At 71.2% G+C, this 20,748-nt stretch carries 21 protein-coding genes; 11 read left to right on the forward strand and 10 right to left on the reverse strand.

Features of this window, described 5'->3' with window-relative positions; all coding sequences use genetic code 11:
• Positions 1-35 precede the first annotated feature (35 nt).
• Positions 36-908, forward strand: coding sequence for an NAD(P)H-binding protein (locus tag ACQPZ4_RS13830; RefSeq protein ID WP_433060014.1), 873 nt, complete (start codon positions 36-38; stop codon positions 906-908).
• Here the strand turns inward: ACQPZ4_RS13830 and ACQPZ4_RS13835 are convergent, their stop codons facing one another.
• A complete protein-coding gene (locus ACQPZ4_RS13835) occupies positions 909-1,787 on the reverse strand; it encodes a hypothetical protein (RefSeq protein ID WP_433060017.1) in 879 nt (292 codons plus the stop codon).
• Positions 1,788-1,792: 5 nt separating this feature from the next.
• Positions 1,793-3,694: a DEAD/DEAH box helicase gene (locus tag ACQPZ4_RS13840; protein WP_433060020.1), complete on the reverse strand. Its 1,902-nt coding sequence runs from the start codon at positions 3,692-3,694 to the stop codon at positions 1,793-1,795.
• A 12-nt stretch (positions 3,695-3,706) separates the two neighbouring features.
• Between ACQPZ4_RS13840 and ACQPZ4_RS13845 the strand changes: the two genes are divergently transcribed.
• From ACQPZ4_RS13845 to ACQPZ4_RS13855, 3 genes are all read left to right on the forward strand, one after another.
• Entirely contained in the window at positions 3,707-3,985 is a 279-nt protein-coding gene (locus ACQPZ4_RS13845) for a hypothetical protein (RefSeq protein WP_433060022.1), read from the forward strand.
• Between the two features lie 120 nt (positions 3,986-4,105).
• Positions 4,106-4,258 (forward strand): hypothetical protein, encoded by a 153-nt coding sequence (locus ACQPZ4_RS13850; RefSeq protein WP_433060025.1) that lies wholly within the window; start codon positions 4,106-4,108, stop codon positions 4,256-4,258.
• Positions 4,259-4,288: 30 nt separating this feature from the next.
• Positions 4,289-4,804 carry a hypothetical protein gene (locus ACQPZ4_RS13855; RefSeq protein WP_433060028.1) on the forward strand — a complete coding sequence of 172 codons (516 nt, stop codon included), beginning with the start codon at positions 4,289-4,291 and terminating at the stop codon, positions 4,802-4,804.
• Between the two features lie 55 nt (positions 4,805-4,859).
• Here the strand turns inward: ACQPZ4_RS13855 and ACQPZ4_RS13860 are convergent, their stop codons facing one another.
• Complete coding sequence (locus ACQPZ4_RS13860; protein ID WP_433060031.1) at positions 4,860-5,822, reverse strand: glycerophosphodiester phosphodiesterase family protein; 963 nt, start codon at positions 5,820-5,822, stop codon at positions 4,860-4,862.
• Between the two features lie 57 nt (positions 5,823-5,879).
• Positions 5,880-6,500, reverse strand: a complete 621-nt coding sequence (locus tag ACQPZ4_RS13865; protein ID WP_433060034.1) for a LuxR C-terminal-related transcriptional regulator — start codon at positions 6,498-6,500, stop codon at positions 5,880-5,882.
• A gap of 24 nt (positions 6,501-6,524) precedes the next feature.
• On the opposite strand from ACQPZ4_RS13865, the gene ACQPZ4_RS13870 reads away from it, so the two are divergent.
• From ACQPZ4_RS13870 to ACQPZ4_RS13880, 3 genes are all read left to right on the forward strand, one after another.
• Entirely contained in the window at positions 6,525-7,466 is a 942-nt protein-coding gene (locus ACQPZ4_RS13870) for a sensor histidine kinase (RefSeq protein WP_433060036.1), read from the forward strand.
• Between the two features lie 56 nt (positions 7,467-7,522).
• A complete protein-coding gene (locus tag ACQPZ4_RS13875; RefSeq protein WP_433060039.1) occupies positions 7,523-7,663 on the forward strand; it encodes a hypothetical protein in 141 nt (46 codons plus the stop codon).
• 91 nt (positions 7,664-7,754) lie between these two features.
• The gene (locus ACQPZ4_RS13880; RefSeq protein WP_433060041.1) at positions 7,755-9,749 is read left to right on the forward strand and encodes a sulfatase-like hydrolase/transferase; all 1,995 of its coding nucleotides are present in this window, start codon (positions 7,755-7,757) and stop codon (positions 9,747-9,749) included.
• On the opposite strand, the gene ACQPZ4_RS13885 is transcribed toward ACQPZ4_RS13880, so the two are convergent.
• Both ACQPZ4_RS13885 and ACQPZ4_RS13890 read right to left on the reverse strand, forming a co-directional pair.
• A complete protein-coding gene (locus ACQPZ4_RS13885) occupies positions 9,746-10,855 on the reverse strand; it encodes an epoxide hydrolase family protein (protein WP_433060044.1) in 1,110 nt (369 codons plus the stop codon). The two genes, ACQPZ4_RS13880 and ACQPZ4_RS13885, sit on opposite strands and share 4 nt — an antisense overlap.
• Before the next feature lie 45 nt (positions 10,856-10,900).
• Positions 10,901-11,416 (reverse strand): hypothetical protein, encoded by a 516-nt coding sequence (locus ACQPZ4_RS13890; RefSeq protein WP_433060046.1) that lies wholly within the window; start codon positions 11,414-11,416, stop codon positions 10,901-10,903.
• Positions 11,417-11,483: 67 nt separating this feature from the next.
• Here ACQPZ4_RS13890 and ACQPZ4_RS13895 point away from each other — a divergent pair, with 67 nt between their 5' ends.
• Positions 11,484-13,643, forward strand: coding sequence for a hypothetical protein (locus ACQPZ4_RS13895; RefSeq protein ID WP_433060049.1), 2,160 nt, complete (start codon positions 11,484-11,486; stop codon positions 13,641-13,643).
• Here the strand turns inward: ACQPZ4_RS13895 and ACQPZ4_RS13900 are convergent.
• From ACQPZ4_RS13900 to ACQPZ4_RS13915, 4 genes are all read right to left on the reverse strand, one after another.
• The gene (locus ACQPZ4_RS13900) at positions 13,618-14,358 is read right to left on the reverse strand and encodes a PIG-L family deacetylase (protein ID WP_433060051.1); all 741 of its coding nucleotides are present in this window, start codon (positions 14,356-14,358) and stop codon (positions 13,618-13,620) included. The genes ACQPZ4_RS13895 and ACQPZ4_RS13900 overlap by 26 nt on opposite strands.
• A 10-nt stretch (positions 14,359-14,368) precedes the next feature.
• Positions 14,369-15,454, reverse strand: coding sequence for a glycosyltransferase family 4 protein (locus ACQPZ4_RS13905; protein WP_433060054.1), 1,086 nt, complete (start codon positions 15,452-15,454; stop codon positions 14,369-14,371).
• 19 nt (positions 15,455-15,473) lie between these two features.
• Positions 15,474-16,469, reverse strand: coding sequence for a lysylphosphatidylglycerol synthase transmembrane domain-containing protein (locus ACQPZ4_RS13910; RefSeq protein WP_433060057.1), 996 nt, complete (start codon positions 16,467-16,469; stop codon positions 15,474-15,476).
• A 75-nt stretch (positions 16,470-16,544) separates the two neighbouring features.
• On the reverse strand, positions 16,545-17,576 hold the full coding sequence (locus ACQPZ4_RS13915; RefSeq protein WP_433060060.1) for a LacI family DNA-binding transcriptional regulator: 1,032 nt from the start codon (positions 17,574-17,576) through the stop codon (positions 16,545-16,547).
• A 115-nt stretch (positions 17,577-17,691) separates the two neighbouring features.
• On the opposite strand from ACQPZ4_RS13915, the gene ACQPZ4_RS13920 reads away from it, so the two are divergent.
• The 3 genes from ACQPZ4_RS13920 to ACQPZ4_RS13930 are packed head-to-tail and all read left to right on the forward strand — an operon-like array spanning position 17,692 to position 20,743.
• Entirely contained in the window at positions 17,692-18,993 is a 1,302-nt protein-coding gene (locus ACQPZ4_RS13920; protein ID WP_433060062.1) for an ABC transporter substrate-binding protein, read from the forward strand.
• On the forward strand, positions 18,990-19,862 hold the full coding sequence (locus ACQPZ4_RS13925; protein ID WP_433060065.1) for a carbohydrate ABC transporter permease: 873 nt from the start codon (positions 18,990-18,992) through the stop codon (positions 19,860-19,862). Before ACQPZ4_RS13920 ends, ACQPZ4_RS13925 begins: the two co-directional genes overlap by 4 nt.
• Entirely contained in the window at positions 19,859-20,743 is an 885-nt protein-coding gene (locus tag ACQPZ4_RS13930; RefSeq protein WP_433060068.1) for a carbohydrate ABC transporter permease, read from the forward strand. The genes ACQPZ4_RS13925 and ACQPZ4_RS13930 overlap by 4 nt, the downstream gene beginning before the upstream one ends.
• Positions 20,744-20,748: the final 5 nt, after the last annotated feature.

Genomic DNA, 20,748 nt, shown 5'->3' on the forward strand with positions numbered 1-20,748 from the left:
TTCAGTCAGCTGCCGAATCAGCGCAGGCTGGACACATGATCGTGATCACCGCACCGACCGGCAACATCGGCACCCGCCTGGTCGAGGACCTCCTCGACGCCGGCGCCCCGCTGCGCCTCATCGCCCGCGACCCCGCCCGCCTGGCCCCGGGCGTCGCCGACCGCGTGGAGCTCGTCCGCGGCTCCCACGCCGACCCGTCCGTCATCGCCGAGGCCTTCACCGGCGCCGACACCGTGTTCTGGCTGGTCCCGGCCGACCCGCAGGCGACCTCGCTCGACGAGGCGTACTCGGGCTTCGCGCACCCGGCGATCGAGGCGTTCACCGCGCACAAGGTCGCGCGCGTCGTGGGCATCTCCGCACTCGGCCGCGGCACCGAGTTCGCCGACCGGGCCGGCCACGTCACCGCGACGCTGAAGATGGACGACCGAATCGCCGCGACGGGCGTGGCGTACCGCGCACTGTGCATGCCGTCCTTCATGGACAACACCGCCGAACAGGCCGCCGTGATCAAGTCCCAGGGCGTCTTCTACGGTGCGACACTCCCCGACGCGCCGGCCCCGGCCGTAGCCACCCGCGACATCGCCAGCGTCGCGGCGAGGCTCCTGCTGGACGACACGTGGACCGGCGTCGAGGAGATCCCGGTGCTCGGCCCCGAGGACCTGACCTACAACCAGATGGCCGCCATCATGAGCGAGGTGCTGGGCACCACCGTGCGGTACCAGCAGATCCCGCCGGAGGCCTTCAAGTCCCAGATGCAGAGCGTGGGCCTGTCCGAGCCGATGGCCCAGGGCATGATGGACATGGTCGTGGCCAAGAACAACGGCCTCGACAACGGCGTCACCCGCACTCCACAGTGGACAACTCCGACCACGTTCCGCCAGTGGTGCATCGAGACCCTGCGGCCCTGATCAGTCCTGGGTTCGGGGGCCGATCTCGCGCTCCCAGTCCTCGGCCGCCTTCCGGCCGTCGGCGGCGACCCGCTCCAGATACGCGCGGTCCAGGTGCTCGCGGTGGTTGCGGTACACGTCCAGGCCGGTGGCCGTCCAGCACGTGGTCACCGGCGGGGTGTCGGCGCCCGGCGGGATGAACTTCAGCGCCTCGCCGGCCGCGGCGGCGATGCGTTGCAGGGATTTGAGCACGTCGACGAAGACCTGGTACGGGTACGGCGCCTGATGCTCGGCCAGCAGCGTCCCGGCCCGGGCCGACGCCGTGTGCGCGATGGTGACCCAGGTGCCGGCGTCGAGGATGGTCGACGGCGGGTCGTCGGGCCGGGAGTAGGTGCGGTAGTCCAGCCGCACGTCACCCGGGACCCACAGCTCGATGCCGTCGTGGCGCAGCACGCCGTGGTCCCCGGCGAGCGACTGGCCGATCGCGTCGATCACCTCGTCGTCGCTGTGCGCGGACGGCGCGTTGACCAGGATGTACAGCACGGCCTCGCTCAGCGAGCGGGCCCACATGCGGTCGTCCTCGCGCGGGCCGAGGGCCGTCCACATCACCGTGTCGTGCGTGATGCCCGTGTCGAACATGAGCTCGACGAGCACATCGCGCGGCCGCCGGTCGCCGAACTGCACGACGTGCACGACCTCCGGCGCGCTGTTCGGATAGTTGGCGAAACCGATCAGGGTGCCGCTGTCGATTCGCGCAAGGGCGAGCGTCGCCGGCTCGAGGTCGTTGCGCACCTCGGCGAACGTGACCCCGAGCGACGCCTCCACCTCGCGCGGGGTCAGCTGCAGCGTGGCCACGGGCGTCGCCGGGCCGCGCGGGGTGTCGATGCCAACCGGCTCCACCAGGCTCAGACCGCCAATCGCTGTTGTTCCTGCGCGACAATCATGCGCGCCAGCTGTACCTCGGACATGTCCACGGCGCCGGGGGACGCCTGCGCGATCGTGCTGTGCCGGACGTACGCGTCGAACAGTTGCGCCTTCGAACCGAGCAGCTCAATCATGCGCTCATCCACCGAGTCCGCAATGAGCAGACGATGCACCTGTACGGTGCGAACCTGCCCCATCCGATGCGCCCGCGCGATCGCCTGCGCCTCGATGGACGGTTTGACCTGCGGCTCGCACAGGATGACGACGGACGCGGCCTGGATGTTCACCCCGACACCGGCGGCCTCGATCTGACAGACCAGGACACCCGGACGCTTTGCGGCGGTGAACTCGTCGACGATGCGCTGCCGGTCGGCGACGGCCGTCGATCCGGTGATCGGCCCGCGCGCGTCCGGACCGAGCGCGGCGCTCACCGCATTGAGCACGTCGCGAAAGTACGAGAACACGACCACCTTGCGCCCATTGGCCATCGCCTCGCGCGCGAGTTCGAGCAGCCGCGTGAGCTTCGCCGAGTCCTGCGCGCGCCGCACGGCGAACGCGGCCCGGCGCATGGCCATGAAGTTCCCGTCCCGCACCGCCTCCCGGTACGCCGCCCCGTCCTCGCGCCCGAACTCTTCCCACTCATCGACCTGTACCAATTCGGGAAGCTCGGTCAGCACGTCGGACTGATTGCGCCGCAGATAGACCGGAGCGGCCGCGCGCCGGAACGCCTCGACGCTGATCGCCGCGTGCTCGCGCCCCATCTCACCGGCGATCTCGGGCCGCAAATGGTCGATCAGCGCGCGAAACTCGTCAATCCGGTTCTCCATCGGCGTCCCGGTGAGAAACAGCACGCGCTCGGACTCCGCCGCGACCCGGTTGACCGCCTGCGACCGCTGCGCCCCCGGATTCTTCACATAGTGCGCCTCGTCGACGACGAGCATGGCCGGCCGGGGCGGCGGCAGTTCGAGCGCGCCGAGCGACCCGAACGTCACAACGCCGACCCCGCCGCCGGTACGCCACTTCTTCACCGCCCGCGCCCGTCCGCTTCCGTGCAGACTGACCACGGGAATGCTCGAATGCCGATCGACCTCACGCGCCCAGTTGATGAGCACACTGGCCGGGCAGACGACCAGAAAGTGCGTGGCCCCGCGCGCGGCCAGATGCGCCATGGCCGCGATCGCCTGCACGGTCTTGCCGAGCCCCATCTCGTCCCCGAGCACGACCCGCCGCTGCACGAGCGCGAAACGCGCGCCGAACGACTGGTACCCGCGCAATCGCAGTCCCGCATCGAGCCGCGAAGTGTCCAGCTGTTGCGCACCGACCCGCTCGACAATGTCCGCGGGCAGGAACCCCTCGCTGGCCGCGACGTCCCCGCCGAGCCCGACGACCTGCCCGAGGAGCCCGTAGTACTCCGCGGAGCGCCGCTCGAAGTCGCGCCAGACCTGCTTGTCCTTCGGCTTGCGAAGCGCACGCACCTGATCGGCCGCTTCGGACAGCCCGTCCGCCCCGTCGACCAACATGCGCACCTGCTGCGCCGCCTCGTCGGCGACGGCCTTGTCGCCGGCGCGCATGAACATCCGCCGCAACCGCCCGGCCTCGGCGGGTTTGGCGATGGGCCGCTGCGCGTCGAGCTCGCCGGCCAGCCGCTTGGCCTGGCCCTCGTACTTCCCGGCGGCGTCCCAGACCAGCCCGTACACGGCCAGCGCGCGCACCAGCCGCGTCAGCTCGGCGTTCTCGGGATCGAACTCGATCCGGAACTGCAGCGAGTCCCGCGCGGCCCGCTTGAGCTGCTCCGCGGCGTGCATGGTCTTCCGGGCAGCGACCTCGCCGATCCCGGGCACGCGCTTGAGCCGCTCGGGCCCGGCCCTGAGCACGTCGGCCACCGAGCGAATGCCGTGTTCGGGCAGCTCGTCGAGGCGCGCCCGGCCGTCCACAGTGTCCTTGACGGTCTCGATCGACATCTTCCCGACGGCGTCCCAGACCTGCGGCTCACTGGCGACCTCGTACGCCGCGACGACCTCGCCCCGCGCGGCTTCAAGCGCGTCGACGATCGTCTCGGCGTCGGCCTGGAGCCGGCCCGCCCGCGCGAGCAGCGCACGCGTCTCCCGCCGGCTCGGCAGCGCCGCTACCTCGGCGACCAAGGCGGCCGGCCCTTCGTCAACAGCATGCCTTGAACGTACCCACACTCAGCCACCACCGCTCGCCCCGGTCGGTGAAGATGTGTGCGTGGATCCGCTCGCGTTGCCCTCGACAGCCCGTCGGCCCCGTCCATACCGCCGCGTGCCGACCCCGCGATGGACGACGACGAGGACGGGGCCGACCACGTCCGGCGCGTGCTGCGGGACCTGGGCCGGTCACGGGTGGTCGAGCTGCGGGAGACCGGCGCCGGCTCCCTGCTGGACGTCGAGTTCGTCCCCTGGCGCCGGCCGGGCCGGCTCGACCAATGACGAACCCGAGCCCGGCGAGGAGCTGCGGACATGATTCCCTTCAGCCCGATTCGAACGCTCGACTCGCCGCTGCCGGTTGCCGAGGCGGCCGCACGGTTGGACGAGGGTCTTCGCGGGCGGCGCAAGCTGCTCGGGCCGCCGCGCGTGGTTCGTGGTCGTGTGCACGACGATCGGCTCTGGCTGGTTGCCGGTCGCCGGGGCGTCGCGAATGCTTGGCGGCCGGTGTTGCGCGGGCGTCTGGCCGGGACTGAGGGCGGCTCGCGGCTGGTGTACCGGTTCGGCTGGAATCCGCTGGTCGAGGTCTTCACCGCGCTGTGGTTCGGGGCGTTGGTCCTCTTCCTGGTGGTCGGTCTCATCCGGACGGCGATTGGCGCGGCGTCCGGTGTCCCGACCGGCGCCCATGACCTGCTGGCGCTCATCGGCGTGACCGTCGGCATGATGGCGCTGGGTGCGGCCATCGTGGGCGGCGCGACGTGGGTGGGCCGGACTGAGGCGCGGACGGTGACGACATGGCTTGCCGAGCGCCTGGAGACGAACACCGAATGAGCGGCAGCGGGCAAGCCGTCGGCTGCGTGACGCCGTTGAGCGTGGGCTCACGGGGTCAGTAGCGGGCGACGATGTCGACCCGGTTGGTCCAGACGGCGCCGGTCCAGCCCTTCGGGAGGGTGGACACGTCCGCGGCCGTGTCGAAGCCGGCTGACCAGTCGCCGACGTACTGGACGAGCACGACGCGCGTGTCGGCTGACTGCATGCGCGAAACGAACAGGTTCGGCCAGCCCCACAGCCACTTGCCGTAGGTGATGGGGACGATCAGTTCGCGGTGTCGGCAGTCGGACGGGATGTGGCCGGTCCAGCCTTCAGCGGCGTACCAGAGCAGGCAGTTCTTGATGATGGACTTTGACGATGTGCGCACCTGCGGGAGTCTTGCGACGACCACCGACACCGCTGCGTCGCCGCCCGTGACCGTGACCTGCGCGAGGCGGGCCGGCGGCAGGGTTTGCAGGAAGGTCGCGACCGCCTCGCCGTCCGTGGCGTTGTCGCGCTTCATGTCCAGCTTCAGCTCGTGGTCCGGGATCGCCTCGAAGACCTCCGGCACCGTCGGTAGCAGCCCGACGCCCTTGCCGCGGAACGGGAACGTCGCCCCTCCGTCCGCGGTGTAGCCGTAGCCGAGGTCGAGTTTGCGCAGGTCGGCCAGGGTGTGGTCGCCGACCGTGCCGGTGCCGTCGGTGCGGCAGTCCAAGGTGGCGTCGTGGAAGACCGCCAGTTGGCCGTCGCTTGTCAGCTGGACGTCGATCTCGGCGGCGTCCGCCCCCGCGGCGAATGCGGCGCGTAACGACGGCAGCGTGTTTTCGAGGTACGGGACCTCGGGTGGGTGGATGCGCGTTGCGGTGCACGTGTCCGCCTCCACGCCGTGCAGGTCGAACGTCTGCGCGATGCCGCGGTGGGCGAGCAGGAACGGGCGCGCGGGTCCGGCCGCCGTTGAGCGGTTGCCGAGGTACAGGGCCAGGCCGGCGAGCACGACCACGATGAGCGTCACGACATACCAACGGCGGAAAATGCGCACCGGGTGAGCCTGCCAAAAACGCGCACCGGACGAACACCGGCCAAGGACGTAGGGCGGCTAGTCCTTTAGGGCCTGGGCCAGGAGCGCCGCCTGGGTACGGCTCGCCACGTCCAGCTTGGTCAGGATGTTGCTCACGTGCGTCTTGACCGTTCGTTCGGCCAGGGACAGGGTGCGTGCGATGTCGCGGTTGCTCTGGCCCTGGCCCAACAGGCGCAGCACGTCACGTTCGCGCATGGTGAGGGTGCTCAGATCGGCGGACGGGATGCGAGCGGATTCGCGCGGCCACAGGAGTTCCGCCGCCGAAGCGCTCAACGGGCGCACGCCGGCGTGCGCGCCGCGGACGGCGGCGGCCAGTTCGTCGCCCGTGGCGTCCTTCAGGACGAAGCCGTCCGCGCCTGCGGCCAGGGCCCGTTGCACGTCGGCGGCGCTGCCCACCGTGGTCAGGATCAGGACGCGGCCGGGGAAGCCGCGATCGCGCAGCGCGCGCAGGACCGCCACCCCGTCCTGTCCAGGTAGGTACAGGTCGAGCAGAATGACGTCCACATTCGGTGACGTGTCCAGCAGTTCGGCGCCGTCGGCCAGGATCGCCTCGACGGACAGGTCGGGCTGGGCGCCGAGGATCAGGCTCAGGCCCTCGCGCACGAGGGCCTGGTCGTCGACGATGGCGAGCCGGATCACCAACTGATCGTAGAGGGGGCGCGAATGGACATCGCACTGTACGCGTTGCTCGTGGTGCTGTTCGCGCTTTCGAGCACGGTCGTGTCGTGGCCGCTCGCGGTTGCGCAGTTGGTGCCGTTGGTGTTTCGCCGGCGGTATCCGGGAATCGCGCTTGGGCTCGTCGCAGTTGCCACGGCTGCGCATTCGCTGCTCGGGATGGCGCGCGCGGTCGGCTATCTGCCCGTGGCGCTCGCGGTGTACTTCGCGGCCACGCAGCAGTCGCGGTGGGTGCGTTTCGGGGCCTGCGGGGGCGCGCTCGTGCTGGTCACGGTGGCCGGGGCGGTGCGGCACGGGCCGATCGAGGGCGGGTTGCTCGCGGCCGTCGCGCTCATTGTCACCTGGCTGGCCGGATTTGAGCGCGGCGAACTGCTGCGGGAGCGGGCGGCGGCCGAAACCGCGCGTTCGCGCGAGCGGCTCGCGCGGCAGCTGCACGACAGCCTCGCCCACACGATGACGGTCATGCTCGTGCAGGGTGAGGCATTGCGCGCGACGGCGCAATTGTCGCCCACCGATGCCGAGCGCCTCCATGTGGTACTGCAGGCAGGCCGCGACGCCCTCGCCGAAGTCCGCCGCGCCCTGGCCGGAGAGGCCCCGCCTGACGCCGCGGCGACGCTGGACGGGCGGCTGGCCGGGCTGCGCGCGGCGGGACTCGATGTGCGCAACATGCACGGGCTCGACGCGCTGCCCGAAATCGCGCATCGGCTCGTGAGCGAGGCGGCCACGAACGCGCTGCGGCATGACGGGCCGGGGGCGAGGCTCGACATCACCGTACAAGAGGAAGGCACCTCATCGACACTGTGCGTCACCAGCCGTCCGGCCGACGAGGACGGATTCGGCCTGCGCAGCCTCGCCGAGGACGTGGCGGCGGCGGGCGGCACCCTCAGCTACGGCTGGCAGGTCACGGCCGTCTTCCCGCGCCAAGGTTAATTGCGCCGCGGATGGGGCAACCATTTTGGTGGATGGACCGAAGCGAGGGAGTGACGATGGCCGAGAACACGAAGCAGACCAGCGAGCAGGCGGCCAAGGCGGCCAGCGAGGTCCTGCGCGACCCCGAGGCGACGACGGCCGACAAGAAGGCCGCGGGCAGCGCCCTGTCGCAGAAGCCGCCGAAGTCCGGCAACTGACCACAGCGTTGAGGCCCGGCCGGATTACCCGGCCGGGCCTCAATTCGTCGGGGTCTCGACGGCAGAATTGCGCGGCCGTACCGTGAGCCGCGTGGGAAGATTTGCGAACGTCGATCGACGGACCGTTCTGCGCGGCATTGGCGCGGCGGGGGTGGGTGCCGCGCTCGGACCGGGTGGCCGCCGGGCCGAGGCCGCCGCCGCGCCGCCGAACATCGTGGTGATCCTCATCGACGACCTCGCACGCCGCGAACTGGGCTGCTACGGCAACACGTTCAACGAGACGCCCAACATGGACCGGCTCGCCGCCGACGGGATCCGGTTCACGGCCGGCTATTGCGGGGCGCCGGTCTGCTCGCCGACGCGCGCGAGCCTGATGACGGGGCAGTACCCGGCCCGGGTCGGCATCACCGAGTTCCTCGGGCCCAGCGGCGACGACTTCCTGCCCACGAGCTTCCAGACGCTGCCGGAAACGTTGCGCGGCGCGGGATACCGGACCTGCCTGATCGGCAAGTGGCACCTCTCCGAGACCTACACCGGGCCCGTCCGCGACCGGCCCGGCAACCCCTGGTCGCACGGGTTCGACGAGGTGATCGCGTCCGAGCAGCAGTACATCGCCGGCGGGGACTACTTCTATCCGTACTTCATGCTGCCGAATCTGCCCCAGCGCCTCGACAACGAGTATCTGACCGACCGGCTCAACCTGGAGGCGACGGACTTCATCACTCGTGCGCACCAGGCCGGATCGCCGTTCTTCCTGTACCTCTCGCACTACGCCACGCACCAGACGCTCGCCGCGCCGCAGCCCCTGATCGACAAGTACGCGGCCAAGCCGGGCGCGGGCCAGGCGGGCAGGAAACCGGTGCTCGCGGCGATGCTCGAGGTCATTGACGCCGGCGTCAAGCAAATACGTGACACGCTCACTTCGCTCGGGATCGCCGGGAACACGATCATCCTGCTGCTGTCCGACAACGGCGGCGACTCGGCGACCGACACGAGCGTGCCGTTCCGGGGCGCCAAGGCGACGCTGTACGAGGGCGGGGTCCGGGTGCCGATGATCGCGTACCGGCCCGGCGCACCCGGCGGCCGCGTCGTCGACGCTCCACTGTCGACGGTCGACTTCATGCCCACGCTGCTGGCCGCGGCCGGCGTTGCCGCGCCCGCCGGTCAGAAGGCCGACGGGGTCAGTTTCGCGGGATTGCTGGACGGCGGCTCCGCACCTGCCCGGGACGCGCTCTTCTGGGTGTACCCGCACTGGCACGACCCCGGCCTGCCCAGCGCGTCGGTGCGCAAGGGCCGCTACAAGCTGCTCCGGCGACTGCACGACAACCGCGAGGAGTTGTACGACCTGATCGCCGACGAGGCCGAAACGACCGACCTGACCGCGTCGATGCCGGCCAAAGCGACGGAACTGCGCACCGCGCTCGATGCGCATCTGCGCGATGTGGACCGATTCCCGCCCGAGCCCTCTCCGGCGAATGTGCCGACGGCGCTGCTGGAGCAGGAGTTCGACGCCGGCCTCGGCGGCTTCACGGTGCTCGCCCCGGCCCCGGAGAACCGCGCGGGCACCGTCGCGGCGAGCGGCGGCGCGCTCACCGTGACGGCCGGCGGCTCGGCGGCGTTCGCCCTGCTGCGCTCGACCCTCGCCGTCGGCGCCGACAACGTGGCCGCGATCGTGAGCCAGCGCTCATATGCGAACACCGCCACCACGGCCCAGGACACGCTGTTCGCCGGCTTCGTCAAGGACGCGCAGAACTACGTGCTCGCCTGGTACAACCACCGCCAGAAACGCACCGGCTGGGACGTGCGGATCGCCGGCACGCTTACCGGCAACCGCGTCACCCAACTGGACGGCGCGATCAACTATCCGGGCCCGAACGCGCGCCTGGCCTGCGTGCTGCACGGCGACGAGATCACCGCCTATGCGGTCGCGGCCGGCGGTGCGTGGCAGTACCTGTTCACCGCGGACATCGGCCGCTTCGTCCGCCTGGACGACCCGGCCGTGCGCGCGACGTACAAGTTCGGCTTCGGCGCCCGCATCGACGGCGGCACGATGACGATCGAGCGTTTCGCCGCGCGCAGGCGCTAACCGAAAAACGCTTCCAGTTCTGCGGCGTACTCTGCGGGATGCTCGAACGGCGCGAAGTGCCCACCGCGCGCATGTTCGGTCACGCGCACGGTGTTCGCGATCCGATCCAGCCACGCCCGCGGCGGCCGCACCAGGTCGGCCGGGTACAGCGAGAATCCCGACGGCACCTCCACCCGGCGGGCGTGCTGGGCGAGCGGGATGGCGCCGTTCACGCGGTACATGCGCATCGCCGACCCGATGGTGCCGGTCAGCCAGTACATGGTGACGTTGGTGAGCATCTCGTCGCGGGTGAACGCCCGCTCGACGTCGCCGCCGCAGTCGCTCCAGGCACGCAGCTTCTCCACGATCCAGGCGAGCAGCCCGACCGGCGAGTCGTTGAGGCCGACGGCCGCGGTCTGCGGCTTGGTGCGGTGCATGGCCGCGTACGCGCCCTCGGCCGCACCCCAGGCGGCGGCCCCGTCCAGGAAGTCGCGCTCCTCGGGCGACAGCTCGGCCCGATCGCCGGTGAACACGGGCAGTCCCGCGTCCATCCGGTGCACGGCCACGACCCGGTCCGGGTGATTGAGCGCCAGGTACCGGCTCACCCCGCTGCCGATGTCGCCGCCCGCCGCCCCGAACCGCTCGTAGCCGAGCTCGCTCATGAGTTGCGCCCAGAGTTCGGCGACCGCGATGGTGTCCGGCGGCGTCGCCCCGGCCGGCCGGTCCGAGTACCCGTAGCCGGGCATGTCGGGCACGACCACGTCGAAGCCGAGCTCCGTCAGCAGCGGGATGACCTTCGTGTACCGCCAGAAGGAGTCCGGCCAGCCGTGGCTCAGGATGAGCGGAAACGCACGCTCGGTGCTCGAACTCGCACGGGCGTGGACGTAGTGGATGCGGTACCCGCCGACGGTGGTCTTGAAGCGCGGCAGCTGGTTGAGCGCGGCCTCCTGCGCGGGCCAGTCGAAGCCGTCCGCCCAGTACGCGGCGAGCTCGCGCAGGTAGTCCACGTCCACGCCCTGCGCCCAGCCGGCGTCCTCGGGAACGTCCGGCCACCGAGCCGCCCGCAACCGCGCGCGCAGATCGTCCAGTTCGGCCGGCGCGGTGCTCGAGGAGAACGGTTCGCTCATGCAGCGAACGGTACGGGACGCGCGGGGCGTCCACCCGGGCTTGCGTCAGGCTTCGGTGGCTTCGAGGCGCTCGGTGATCCACCTCGTCACGGTCTTCGCATCGGCGCGGCCCTGCCAGGTGCCGGCTGTGACAAGCGCGGCGCCGAACGCCGCCATGCCGACGACCGCGGCGAGGAACACCAGAGCGCCCTGGAGGCTGCCCGGCCCGCCGGACGCCGCGACGATCACCGTCCGGATCAGGCCGACGACCAGGAACAAGCCCAGCGCGGCGAACCACACGGCGGTGAAGGCCTCGGACAGCGGACTCCAGCCGAGCCGGTACACGAGCCGTGAACCGTCCTCGGCCTCGATCAGTCGTCCGTGCAGGACCGGCCGCCAAGCATTCCGCCCACGCCGGTGCCCGGCGCTCAACCGGAGCTGACCGTCATGCAGACGGCCGCGGACCACCCGCGGCGGACCGAGCAGCTTGCGCCGGCCGAGAAGACCGTCAGTCACCCTGGCGGTGGCCTCGGCAAGCGGCAGCGGCGATTCGAGCGTGCGAACTGGGCCGAAGGGAGTCATGTGCCGCCTCTTTCACGCAATCAGCGGCCACGATCGTAAGCCCGCGGGGCACGGTAGCGTCGTCCCGGTGTGGATCGGTGGTCACCAACGGCGGGTACTGCTCGGCGGCCGGACGCTGCGCGGCGGGTCCGTCGACGCGGCGCTGCTGCGCGAGCTGTGCGTCAACGCGGCGCACCGGGTCGACCCGCGCGGGCTTCGGCTCCACGGTGTGCGCGTCCGCGGACGACTCGACCTGGCCGGCGTCGACGTCCGGTTTCCGCTGCGCTTTGCGGGCTGCGCGTTCGACGAGGCGCCCGACTTCACCGGCGGGTCGGTCCGGGCGCTGGCCATCACCGGGGCGACGCGGCTGCCCGGGCTGTTCGCCGACGGCGTGCACGTGCGGGGCGACCTCGACCTGTCCGAGTCCAGCATCACCGGGGCCCATCCCGGCAGCGGCAGCCGGGTCACCGCGGCCGTCTGGCTGCGCGGGGCCGAGATCGGGCGGCGGCTGCTGCTCGACGGCGCCGTCGTCGACGGGCAGGGCGGCCGGACGCTGCGGGCCGACCGGGCCAGGCTCGGCGGCAGCCTCCGGCTCACCCGTGGCTTCGTCGCGCGCGGCGAGATCCGGGCGACCGGGGCCAGAATCGGGGCGTCGTTCGAGGTCTTCGACGCGCACCTGCAGGCGCTGGACCTCAGTGAGGCCACCATCGGCGGCGGGCTGATGGTCATCGATTCGCGCGTGGACGGGCAGGTGACGGCCGGCAACGTCGCCGTCGCGGGGCAGGTGCTGATCCGCGACGCCATCCTGTCGGGGTTCGCGGCGCCGCGCCTGTCGGTGGCCGGGCCGCTCACCGTCGAGGGGGCGACCCGTGGCCACCTCGACTTGTCGTATGGAGACTTCACCACCGTATCCGTCGGCGGGGAATGCCGGCTCGACAACTCGGGCGGGATCGCGCTCGATCTGGTTGGGGCCGATGTCCGTTCGCACGTCACCCTCCAGCCTGGCACCGCGGTCGCCGGGACGGTGCGGCTGGCCGACGCGCGCATCGGTGGGAATCTCACGCTCGCCGGGGTGACGCTGCGCGATCCGATGGCCGGGGCCCTCATCGCGGCCGATCAGGCGAGCATCGGCGGAGAAGTGCTCCTCGACGGGCTCACCGCCGATGGCGGACTGCTCGGCTTTCGCGGTGCGGTGATCGGCGGGGCGGTCAACGCGGCCCGGGCAACCGTCAGCAACCCCGGCTACCCGACCGTCGTGCTGGCCCAGGCGGTCGTGCGCAACTCGGTGCGGCTGTGGGACGGCTTCACGTCGACCGGGTTCGTGGTGCTCAACCGGTGCACGATCGAGGGGCGGCTCAACCTGCGGCGCGGGAGCTTCACCTGTCCGGGACCGTCGGCGGACAAGAGCGGGCACGCGATCCAGGCCATCGGCGCCGTCGCGCGGGGCGGGGCGGCGCTGGTCTGGGAGGTGGCCGAGCCGAGCGTGGACTTCCGCAATCTGACCACGACCGTGCTCGACGACGACCCGGAGCGCTGGCCCGCGCGCATCGAGGTGTCCGGGATGACCTACGACTGGTTCGGCGACCTGCGCTGGGACCGCGCGGCGCGGCTGGCCTGGCTGCGGCGGCAGGCCGAGTACGACGCCGGGCCGTACGAGCAGCTGGCGCGGGTCTTCCGGCGGCACGGGTACACCGCCGACGCCGAGGCGATCCTCATCGAGCGGCGCGACCAGGCCCGGCGGGCGGCGCGGCGGCACCGGCTGAGTCCGGCCGGCCTGCTCGACGCGGCGTACGGGCGGCTCGTCGGCTACGGCTACCGCGCCGAGCGGACCGCCTGGCTGCTGCTCGTGCTGCTCATCGCGGTGTCAGCCTCGCTCTACGTGCCGGCCGTCAGCGGTACCCTGCGCGCCGCCGACCCGCGCGGCAACACGTACGCGGTCGACGGGCGGGTGGCCACCGTCGACCCGGCCGACCCGGCCTCGACGCCGGTGGATGCGGCCAGCTCGGCTCAGGCCGCGAAGGCGGATCCGTGCGGGGACGGCCAGGTGCGCTGCTTCAACCCGGTGCTGTACGCGGTGGACACCGTCGTCCCGCTGATCTCGCTCGGTCAGCGCACGACCTGGTACCCGAGCCCGCACACCAGGTACGGCCGGTTGACCGAGTGGTGGCTCAATCTGGCGACGCTCGCCGGGTGGCTGCTGAGCACCATGTACGTGCTGTCGTTCACGAAACTCGCCCGGTCCGCGTGAACCATTCCCGGCCGCAGACCGCTCGGAACAGGGGGCCGGGCAGGCGGGACAGGAGGGCCAGGGTGCGCACGCCCGAGCCGCCCTCGGTCTGGGAGGTGTGGGCGCGCATGGCCGCGCGTTTCTGGCTCTCGTACTGCCTGACGTCCACCACGTGCGTGATGTCCCGCCGCGCGGTGAAGACCCGGGTGGGATCGCCGAACGGCAGGGACGGCAGCAGGCGGCCGGCGAGCCGGAGCAACCCGAGCGCCGCACGCAGTCGGGAGCGGTCGATGGTCGCCTCGAACAGGTCGACGTGCGTGAGGGCGGCGGCCGCGCGGGCGACGTTGTGCACCTGGACATGGTCGGGGTGGCCGTAGCCGCCGTTCGCGTCGTAGCCGGTGAGCACGTCGGCGCGTTCCTCGCGGACGATGGCGGCCAAACGCTCGGCCGCCTCCGAGACCGGCACGTCCGCGAACCGCGCACCCGGCACGTCGGACGCGGCATCCAGGCCCGAGTCCGCGTAGCCGAGCGCCACCACCCGGGCGCAGCCCAGCGCCGTCGCGGCCGCCATCAGCTCGGCGTGGCGGCGATTGCCCAGGTCCGAACCGGCAGCGGCAAGTCCCGCCTCGCCCAAGGTCGCGGTGACCAGCACGACCCGGTGGCCCTCGGCCGCCGCGCGCGCCAGGGTGCCGCCCGTCAGGAGCGTTTCGTCGTCCGGGTGGGCGTGGAACGACACGATCGTGCATTTACGCATGCGCGCGGTGGCCCGAGAAAGCGCGCGCGTACAGGGCGTCCGCCGCGTCCAGCACCGTGTCCCACCGCACGCACGGGGCGACCGCGCGGTTGTGCGCGGCCATCGTCGCCGCTCGGGCCGGATCGTCCAGTACGGATGACAGCACACCCAGCAGCTCGGTGTCCGAGTGCACCAGCCAGCCCTCGACGCCGTGGCGGATGAAGTCGGCCACGCCGCTGCCCGCCCGGGCCACCACCGGGAGGCCGGCGCTGCGCGCCTCCAGCGCCGCGATGCCGAACGACTCGCGCGGGGCCGGGGCGATGTACACGTCGGCCGCGGCGAGCAGTGCGCGAATGGTGGTACGGTCCTGCGCGCCCGTGAACGTCACCTCCGGCGGGGCGTCGCGGCGCAGGCCCGGCAGCAGCGGGCCGTCGCCGACGAGCACGGCGCGGAAGCGGCCCGGGTACGCGTCGCGCAAGGCGAGCAGGGTGCGCAGCAGTGCGCGGGGACGCTTGCGCCGTACCATGCGCATGACGCTGATGAAGGTGAGCGGCCGATCGGCCGCAACTGGAGCCGGCAGCAACCACGCGGCCGGGTCGATGCCGTTGGGGAGGACGGCCACCGGGGCACCGTCCAAGGCCGCGCGAACGGCCGACGCGGCCGCGCTCGACACCGCCGCCCACTGCACGGGCCAGGCGGCGGCGTCGGCGAATCGGGCGAAGCGGCGTACCACCGGGAGGATGTCGTGCCACATCGAGTGGACGGACACGACGGTGGGCAGGCCGCTGGTCGCCGCCGCGCGGGCCGCCGTCCAGGCCAGCGGGGAGAACGCCGAGACGTGGGCGTGCACCGCCTCGATGCCGTGGGCGCGCAGGGTGGAGTCGAGCGCGCGCCCGCCGAAGCGGCGGTACGGGCCGGCGCCCAGGCCGGTCACGCGCAAGACCGGCACGTCATCCAACAACGTAGGGGACTGGGCCGTCGTCGTCAGGACCAGCGGATCGTGGCCCTGGGCGGACTGCCGGGCGGCGAGGTCGTGCACCTGGAGCTCGACCCCACCGAGGCGGGGGAGGTACACGTCGGTCACATGAGCGATGCGCAATGTGCGAGTCTCCAGTACGTCACGCGGTGCGGCGGCGTAACAGCCACAACGCCGTGGCCAGGCCGCCGACGGGGATCTCGGCGACGAACACGAACGCGCGGTACACGAGCACGCCGGCCAGCGCCCCGGTGGGGTCGGCGCCGAGCGCGATGAGGACCGCGATGGTGCCCGCCTCCACGAGTCCCGCTCCGCCTGGGGTGATGGCGGCGAGGGTCAGGAGGCGCTCGGCGACGAGGCCGGCGAGGATGACGGGCCACGGAAGGTACACATGGATGGCTCTGAAACTGAGCCACAGCAGGGCGCCCTGCAGCGCCCAATAGCCCGCCATGCCCCAGCTGAGCTCGGTCCAGCGGCGGCGGACGAGGCTGTCGGTGCCGTCCAGGAGCGCGGCGGCCGCGGCGGTCCAGCCGAGGTCGAGGTCGTCGCGACGGCGCAGGCGGGAGAACGCGCGCTCGGACCAGGCGACCAGGCGCAGCAGCGGGGCGGCCCGGCCGAGCAGCGCAAGCGTGACGAGCACTCCCGCGGCGAAACAGACAAGAGCGCACAGCAGCCACACCAGGACGTGGCCGCCGGGGGTGGCCGCGACGAGCAGTACACCCACGGCAATGAGCGGCATGAACAGCTTGGCGATGAGGTCCCAGGCCTTCGACACGACCACGAAGCGCGCGAACTCCAGGCCGGTGTGTCCCCAGCCGCGCACCATGCCGAGGTTGAGCGCGGTGCCGGCCACCCCGCCGAGCGGCAGGACGTTGGCCACGGCGCTGCCGGACAGGTTGAGCGTGAGCGCGCGGCGATGCGACAACCCGGGCAGTGACGCGGTGAGCACGCGGGTGTGCACGACGAGGCCGAGCAGCCACACGACGCCGAGGAACAGCGGCCAGCGCCAGCCGAGGTGGGCGATCATCCGCCACGCCTGCGACCACGAGGCACCGAGCTCACCGAGGTGTACGGCGGCCCATGCCACGAGCCCGACCGCGCCGGTCAGCAGTGCCACCCGGCGCGCTTTCGACGCCATCCGGTCCCTCCCCCGTGCGGCCAGTAGGTCGCTCAAGGTCGCAGACGGAACCTGAAGAAACGCTGAACCGCACCCCTACGTCGGTATTGTGACAGGCCGGGCGGTGCTTTCGCGGACAATCAGCTCGGTTGCGAGCTCGATGCGGGGCGACTCGATCCGCTCGCCGTTGACGATGCGCAACAGGGTGCGCGCGGCGGCGACGCCCATTTCGTGCAGCGGCTGGCGCACGGTCGTGAGCGGCGGCGCCGTCCACTGCGCGAAGTTCAGGTCGTCGAAGCCCACCACGCTCACGTCGCCCGGGATGGTCAGCCCGGCCCGGCGGACCGCCTCGTAGACGCCGGTCGCCTGCTGGTCGCTGCCGGCGAAGACCGCGGTCGGCGGGTCCGGCAGCGCGAGCAGCGCCTCGGCCGCGCGCAGGCCGCCGTCGTGATGAAAGTTTCCGTACCGCACCAGCTGCCGATCCACCGCGAGCCCGGCCGACTCGAGGGCCGCGCGGTAGCCCGCGATGCGCGCCCGGGTGCACTGGAACTGCTCGTGGCCGCCGATCGCCGCGATGCGCCGGTGGCCCAGCGAGGCGAGGTGCTCGGCCGCCGCGTAGCCGCCCGCGAAGTTGGTCGCGCCGATCGACGGCGTGCCGGGCGGCGGCTGGTTGACGGCATCGATGATGACGAACGGCAGGTTGCGCCGGCGCAGGTCCTCGTGCTGGCGTTCGGCCAGCTCGGACAGGACGAGGATGGCGCCCTCGGAGCCGCGCGCGAGCAGTGACTCGACCCAGCGCCGGGTCAGCGACTGCCGGTTGTGCACGGCCGAGACGACCAGGCCCAGCCCGGCCTCCTCGACGACCTCCTCGACGCCGGTGAGGATCGACAGGCCCCAGACGGAGTCAAGCTCGTTGATGACCAGGTCGATCAGGTCGGTACGCCGCCGCCGCCCGTTCTTCGCCGCCCGCGGCCGCTGGTAGCCGCGCTCGGCGAGCAGCCGCTCCACGGCCTGGCGGGTCTTCGCCGAAACATCCGTGTGCCCGTTCAAAACCTTCGAAACAGTCGAGACGGCCACCCGCGCCTCGCGCGCTATCTCGGCCATCGTGGGTCTGCCGTTCGCCGTCATGGGCCACCTGTGAGTTTCGAAAACCATTGCCGGTGTGGCGGGGGGTGCCTTGTGATCGGCACCGTACACCCCACACCCACTTTTTCGAAATGTTTCTCGAAAGGACAGATGGCGAATGCGCACTGCTGCGCTGATACGCGGAGTCATCACCGCCGGACTCGCTGTTTCGCTCGCCGCCTGCGGCTCCGCCGGTCCCGGCACCGAGTCAGCCGCGGGTGGCGGCGACATCCAGGTCTGGGCGATCCAGGACGCCTCGGTCAACCCGATCACCACGAAGAGCATCGACGCGTACAACAAGGCCAACAGCAGCAAGGTCAAGCTGGTCACGTACGTCAACGACGCGTACAAGCAGAAGCTCCAGGTCGCCATGGGTTCCCCGCAGGCGCCGGACGTGTTCTTCAACTGGGGCGGCGGCAACCTCGCCCAGTTCGTCAAGGCCGGCCAGGTCGAGCCGCTCGACGACCTGCTCGCCAAGAGCCCGGAGCTCAAGGACAAGTTCCTGCCGAGCGTGATGGACGTGGGCAAGGTCGACGGCAAGCAGTACGGCCTGCCGATGCTGGGCGTCCTGCCGGTCGTGCTGTTCTACAACAAGGACGTCTTCACCTCCGCCGGCGTGCAGCCGCCGAAGACCTACGCCGAGCTGCTGGCCGCGGTGGACGCGTTCAAGGCCAAGGGCATCACGCCGATCGCGCTCGCCGGGTCGCAGGGCTGGACCGAGCTCATGTGGCTCGAGTACATGCTCGACCGCATCGGCGGCGCCGACAAGTTCAAGGCCATCGCGGACGGCAAGGAGGGCGCCTGGAGCGACCCGGCCGTCATCAAGGCCCTGACCGAGATCCAGGCCCTGGCCAAGCGGGGCGCGTTCGGCTCCAACTTCGCCAGCGTCAACTACGACAACCAGGGCGCGTCGAAGCTCATCGCGACCGGCAAGGCCGCGATGCACCTCATGGGCACCTGGGACTTCACGCTGCAGCAGCAGGCCAACCCGACGTTCATCACCGACGGCAAGCTCGGCGTGATCCCGTTCCCGGCCTACGAGGGCGGCGCCGGCGACCCGAAGGCGATCGTGGGCAACCCGAGCAACTACTACTCGGTGAACTCGGCGTCCAAGGGCAAGGACCAGGCGGCCGACTTCCTCGTCAAGTCGCTGGCGTCCGAGGACTACATCAACGGCCTGATCTCGGCCGGCCAGGTGCCCGCGGTCAAGGGTGTGGGCGACTCGCTCAAGAGCAAGCCGAACGCGGACTTCACCACGTTCACCTACAACCTGGTGTCCGAGGCGCCGACCTTCACCCAGTCCTGGGACCAGGCGCTGAGCCCGTCGGTCGGCACCGAGCTGCTGACGAACCTGCAGAAGCTCTTCCTGGGCGACATCACCCCGGACGCCTTCGCGGCCAACATGGCCAAGGCGAAATGACGACAGCACGAGCAGCCGCGCGGCCCGGAGTCATCTGGGCCGCGCCGGCGGTCGTCTTCTTCGCCGCGTTCGGGATCCTGCCGGTCCTCGCGGTGGTGTACCTCAGCTTCACCAAGTGGAACGGCCTGGGCGATCCGGTCTGGACGGGCATGTCGAACTGGGCGGCGCTCGGCGACGACACCGAGCTGTTCGGGTCGGCCGGCAAGACCCTGCTGCTGACGGTCGTCTCGTGGCTGCTGCAGACCCCGCTCGCCCTGCTCATCGGGGTGTGGGCGGCCGGGCCGCAGCGCTCGCGGGCAGTACTGTCGACGCTGTTCTTCCTGCCCTTGCTCCTGTCCACGGCGGCCATCGCGGTCACGTTCGTGGCGCTGCTGGACCCGAACTTCGGTCTGGCCGCGGAAATCGGGGACGGCAACTTCCTCGGTGACCCGGACCGGGCGCTCTACGTCATCGCGTTCATCATCGCGTGGCAGTTCGTGCCGTTCCACACGCTGCTGTACCAATCGGCGACGCGGCAGATCCCGCGCTCGCTGTACGAGGCGGCGTCGCTGGACGGCGCGACCGGGATGCGGCAGTTCCTGTCCATCACGCTGCCCCAGCTGCGCAACACCATCATCGCCTCGTCCGTGCTGATGCTGGTGGGCTCGCTGACGTACTTCGAGATGATCCTGCTGACGACGAACGGCGGCCCCGGCACGGCCACGCGCGTGCTGCCGCTGCACATGTACATCAAGGGCTTCGTCGGCTTCGACATGGGCTACGCCAGCGCCCTCGCGGTGCTGCTCGTGCTCGTCGGCACCGCCCTGTCCATCGTCGTCGTCCGCTCCACCGGGTACCACCGGATGGCCAGCGACCGGGAGGGCGCATGAGCATCCAGCTGATTGATCGACGGCCGTCCGTCCATCGTGGACTTCCCGAGCCGTCGGTACGGCAGCGGCGCACCTGGAACTGGCCGGCCGGCATCGCCGCGGCGATCTGGCTGTTCATCGTGGCCGTGCCGATCTACTACATCGTCATCACCGGGTTCCGCACCCAGGAGTCGTACATCGACGCCGGCCCGCTGGACCTGCCGCGCAACCTGACGCTCGACAACTTCACCGGCCTGTGGAGCCTGGGCTTCCCCACCTTCCTGCTCAACAGCATCCTGGTGGCGCTCGGCACGGTGGTGCTGGTGCTGGCGATCGCGCTGCCGGCCGCCTACGCGATCGTGCGCAACCCCAACCGTACGGTCCGCACGGCGTTCAACATGTTCCTGCTCGGCCTGGCCGTGCCCGCGCAGGCCGTGATCGTGCCCATCTACCTCATCATCACGCGGCTGCACATGTACGACACGCTGACCGCCATCATCCTGCCGACGGCGGCGTTCTCGCTGCCGATCGCCATCGTGGTGCTGACCAGCTCGCTGCGCGACATCCCGGGTGAGCTCTACGAGGCGATGACGGTCGACGGCGCCACCGCCGGGCGCATCTTCGGCCGGCTCGTGCTGCCGCTGGCCCGCCCGGGGCTCACCAGCGTCGGCATCTTCGTCGGGCTGGGCGCCTGGAACGGGTTCCTGTTCCCGCTGGTGCTCACCCAGAGCGAGGAGCAGCGGGTCCTGCCGCTGGGCCTGTGGAACTTCCAGAACCAGTACGGCACCAACGTCCCCGGTCTGATGGCCGCCGTGGTGCTCTCGGCCCTGCCGGTTCTGGCGCTGTACCTGTTCGGCCGCCGCCACCTCCTCAGCGGGCTCGCCGCCGGTTTCGGCAAGTAGCAAGT

The organism is Dactylosporangium sp. CS-033363 (assembly GCF_050942475.1).
Classification (GTDB): Bacteria; Actinomycetota; Actinomycetes; order Mycobacteriales; family Micromonosporaceae; genus Dactylosporangium.

What these genes read in the sequence shown, in the direction of transcription:
- ACQPZ4_RS13875 (WP_433060039.1), top strand. Translation starts at nt 7,523, where the DNA reads ATGGCCGAGAACACGAAGCAGACCAGCGAGCAGGCGGCCAAGGCGGCC.
- ACQPZ4_RS13885 (WP_433060044.1), bottom strand. Translation starts at nt 10,855, where the DNA reads ATGAGCGAACCGTTCTCCTCGAGCACCGCGCCGGCCGAACTGGACGAT.
- ACQPZ4_RS13920 (WP_433060062.1), top strand. Translation starts at nt 17,692, where the DNA reads ATGCGCACTGCTGCGCTGATACGCGGAGTCATCACCGCCGGACTCGCT.
- ACQPZ4_RS13925 (WP_433060065.1), top strand. Translation starts at nt 18,990, where the DNA reads ATGACGACAGCACGAGCAGCCGCGCGGCCCGGAGTCATCTGGGCCGCG.
- ACQPZ4_RS13855 (WP_433060028.1), top strand. Translation starts at nt 4,289, where the DNA reads ATGATTCCCTTCAGCCCGATTCGAACGCTCGACTCGCCGCTGCCGGTT.
- ACQPZ4_RS13910 (WP_433060057.1), bottom strand. Translation starts at nt 16,469, where the DNA reads ATGGCGTCGAAAGCGCGCCGGGTGGCACTGCTGACCGGCGCGGTCGGG.
- ACQPZ4_RS13850 (WP_433060025.1), top strand. Translation starts at nt 4,106, where the DNA reads ATGGACGACGACGAGGACGGGGCCGACCACGTCCGGCGCGTGCTGCGG.
- ACQPZ4_RS13890 (WP_433060046.1), bottom strand. Translation starts at nt 11,416, where the DNA reads ATGACTCCCTTCGGCCCAGTTCGCACGCTCGAATCGCCGCTGCCGCTT.
- ACQPZ4_RS13930 (WP_433060068.1), top strand. Translation starts at nt 19,859, where the DNA reads ATGAGCATCCAGCTGATTGATCGACGGCCGTCCGTCCATCGTGGACTT.
- ACQPZ4_RS13830 (WP_433060014.1), top strand. Translation starts at nt 36, where the DNA reads ATGATCGTGATCACCGCACCGACCGGCAACATCGGCACCCGCCTGGTC.
- ACQPZ4_RS13870 (WP_433060036.1), top strand. Translation starts at nt 6,525, where the DNA reads ATGGACATCGCACTGTACGCGTTGCTCGTGGTGCTGTTCGCGCTTTCG.
- ACQPZ4_RS13915 (WP_433060060.1), bottom strand. Translation starts at nt 17,576, where the DNA reads ATGACGGCGAACGGCAGACCCACGATGGCCGAGATAGCGCGCGAGGCG.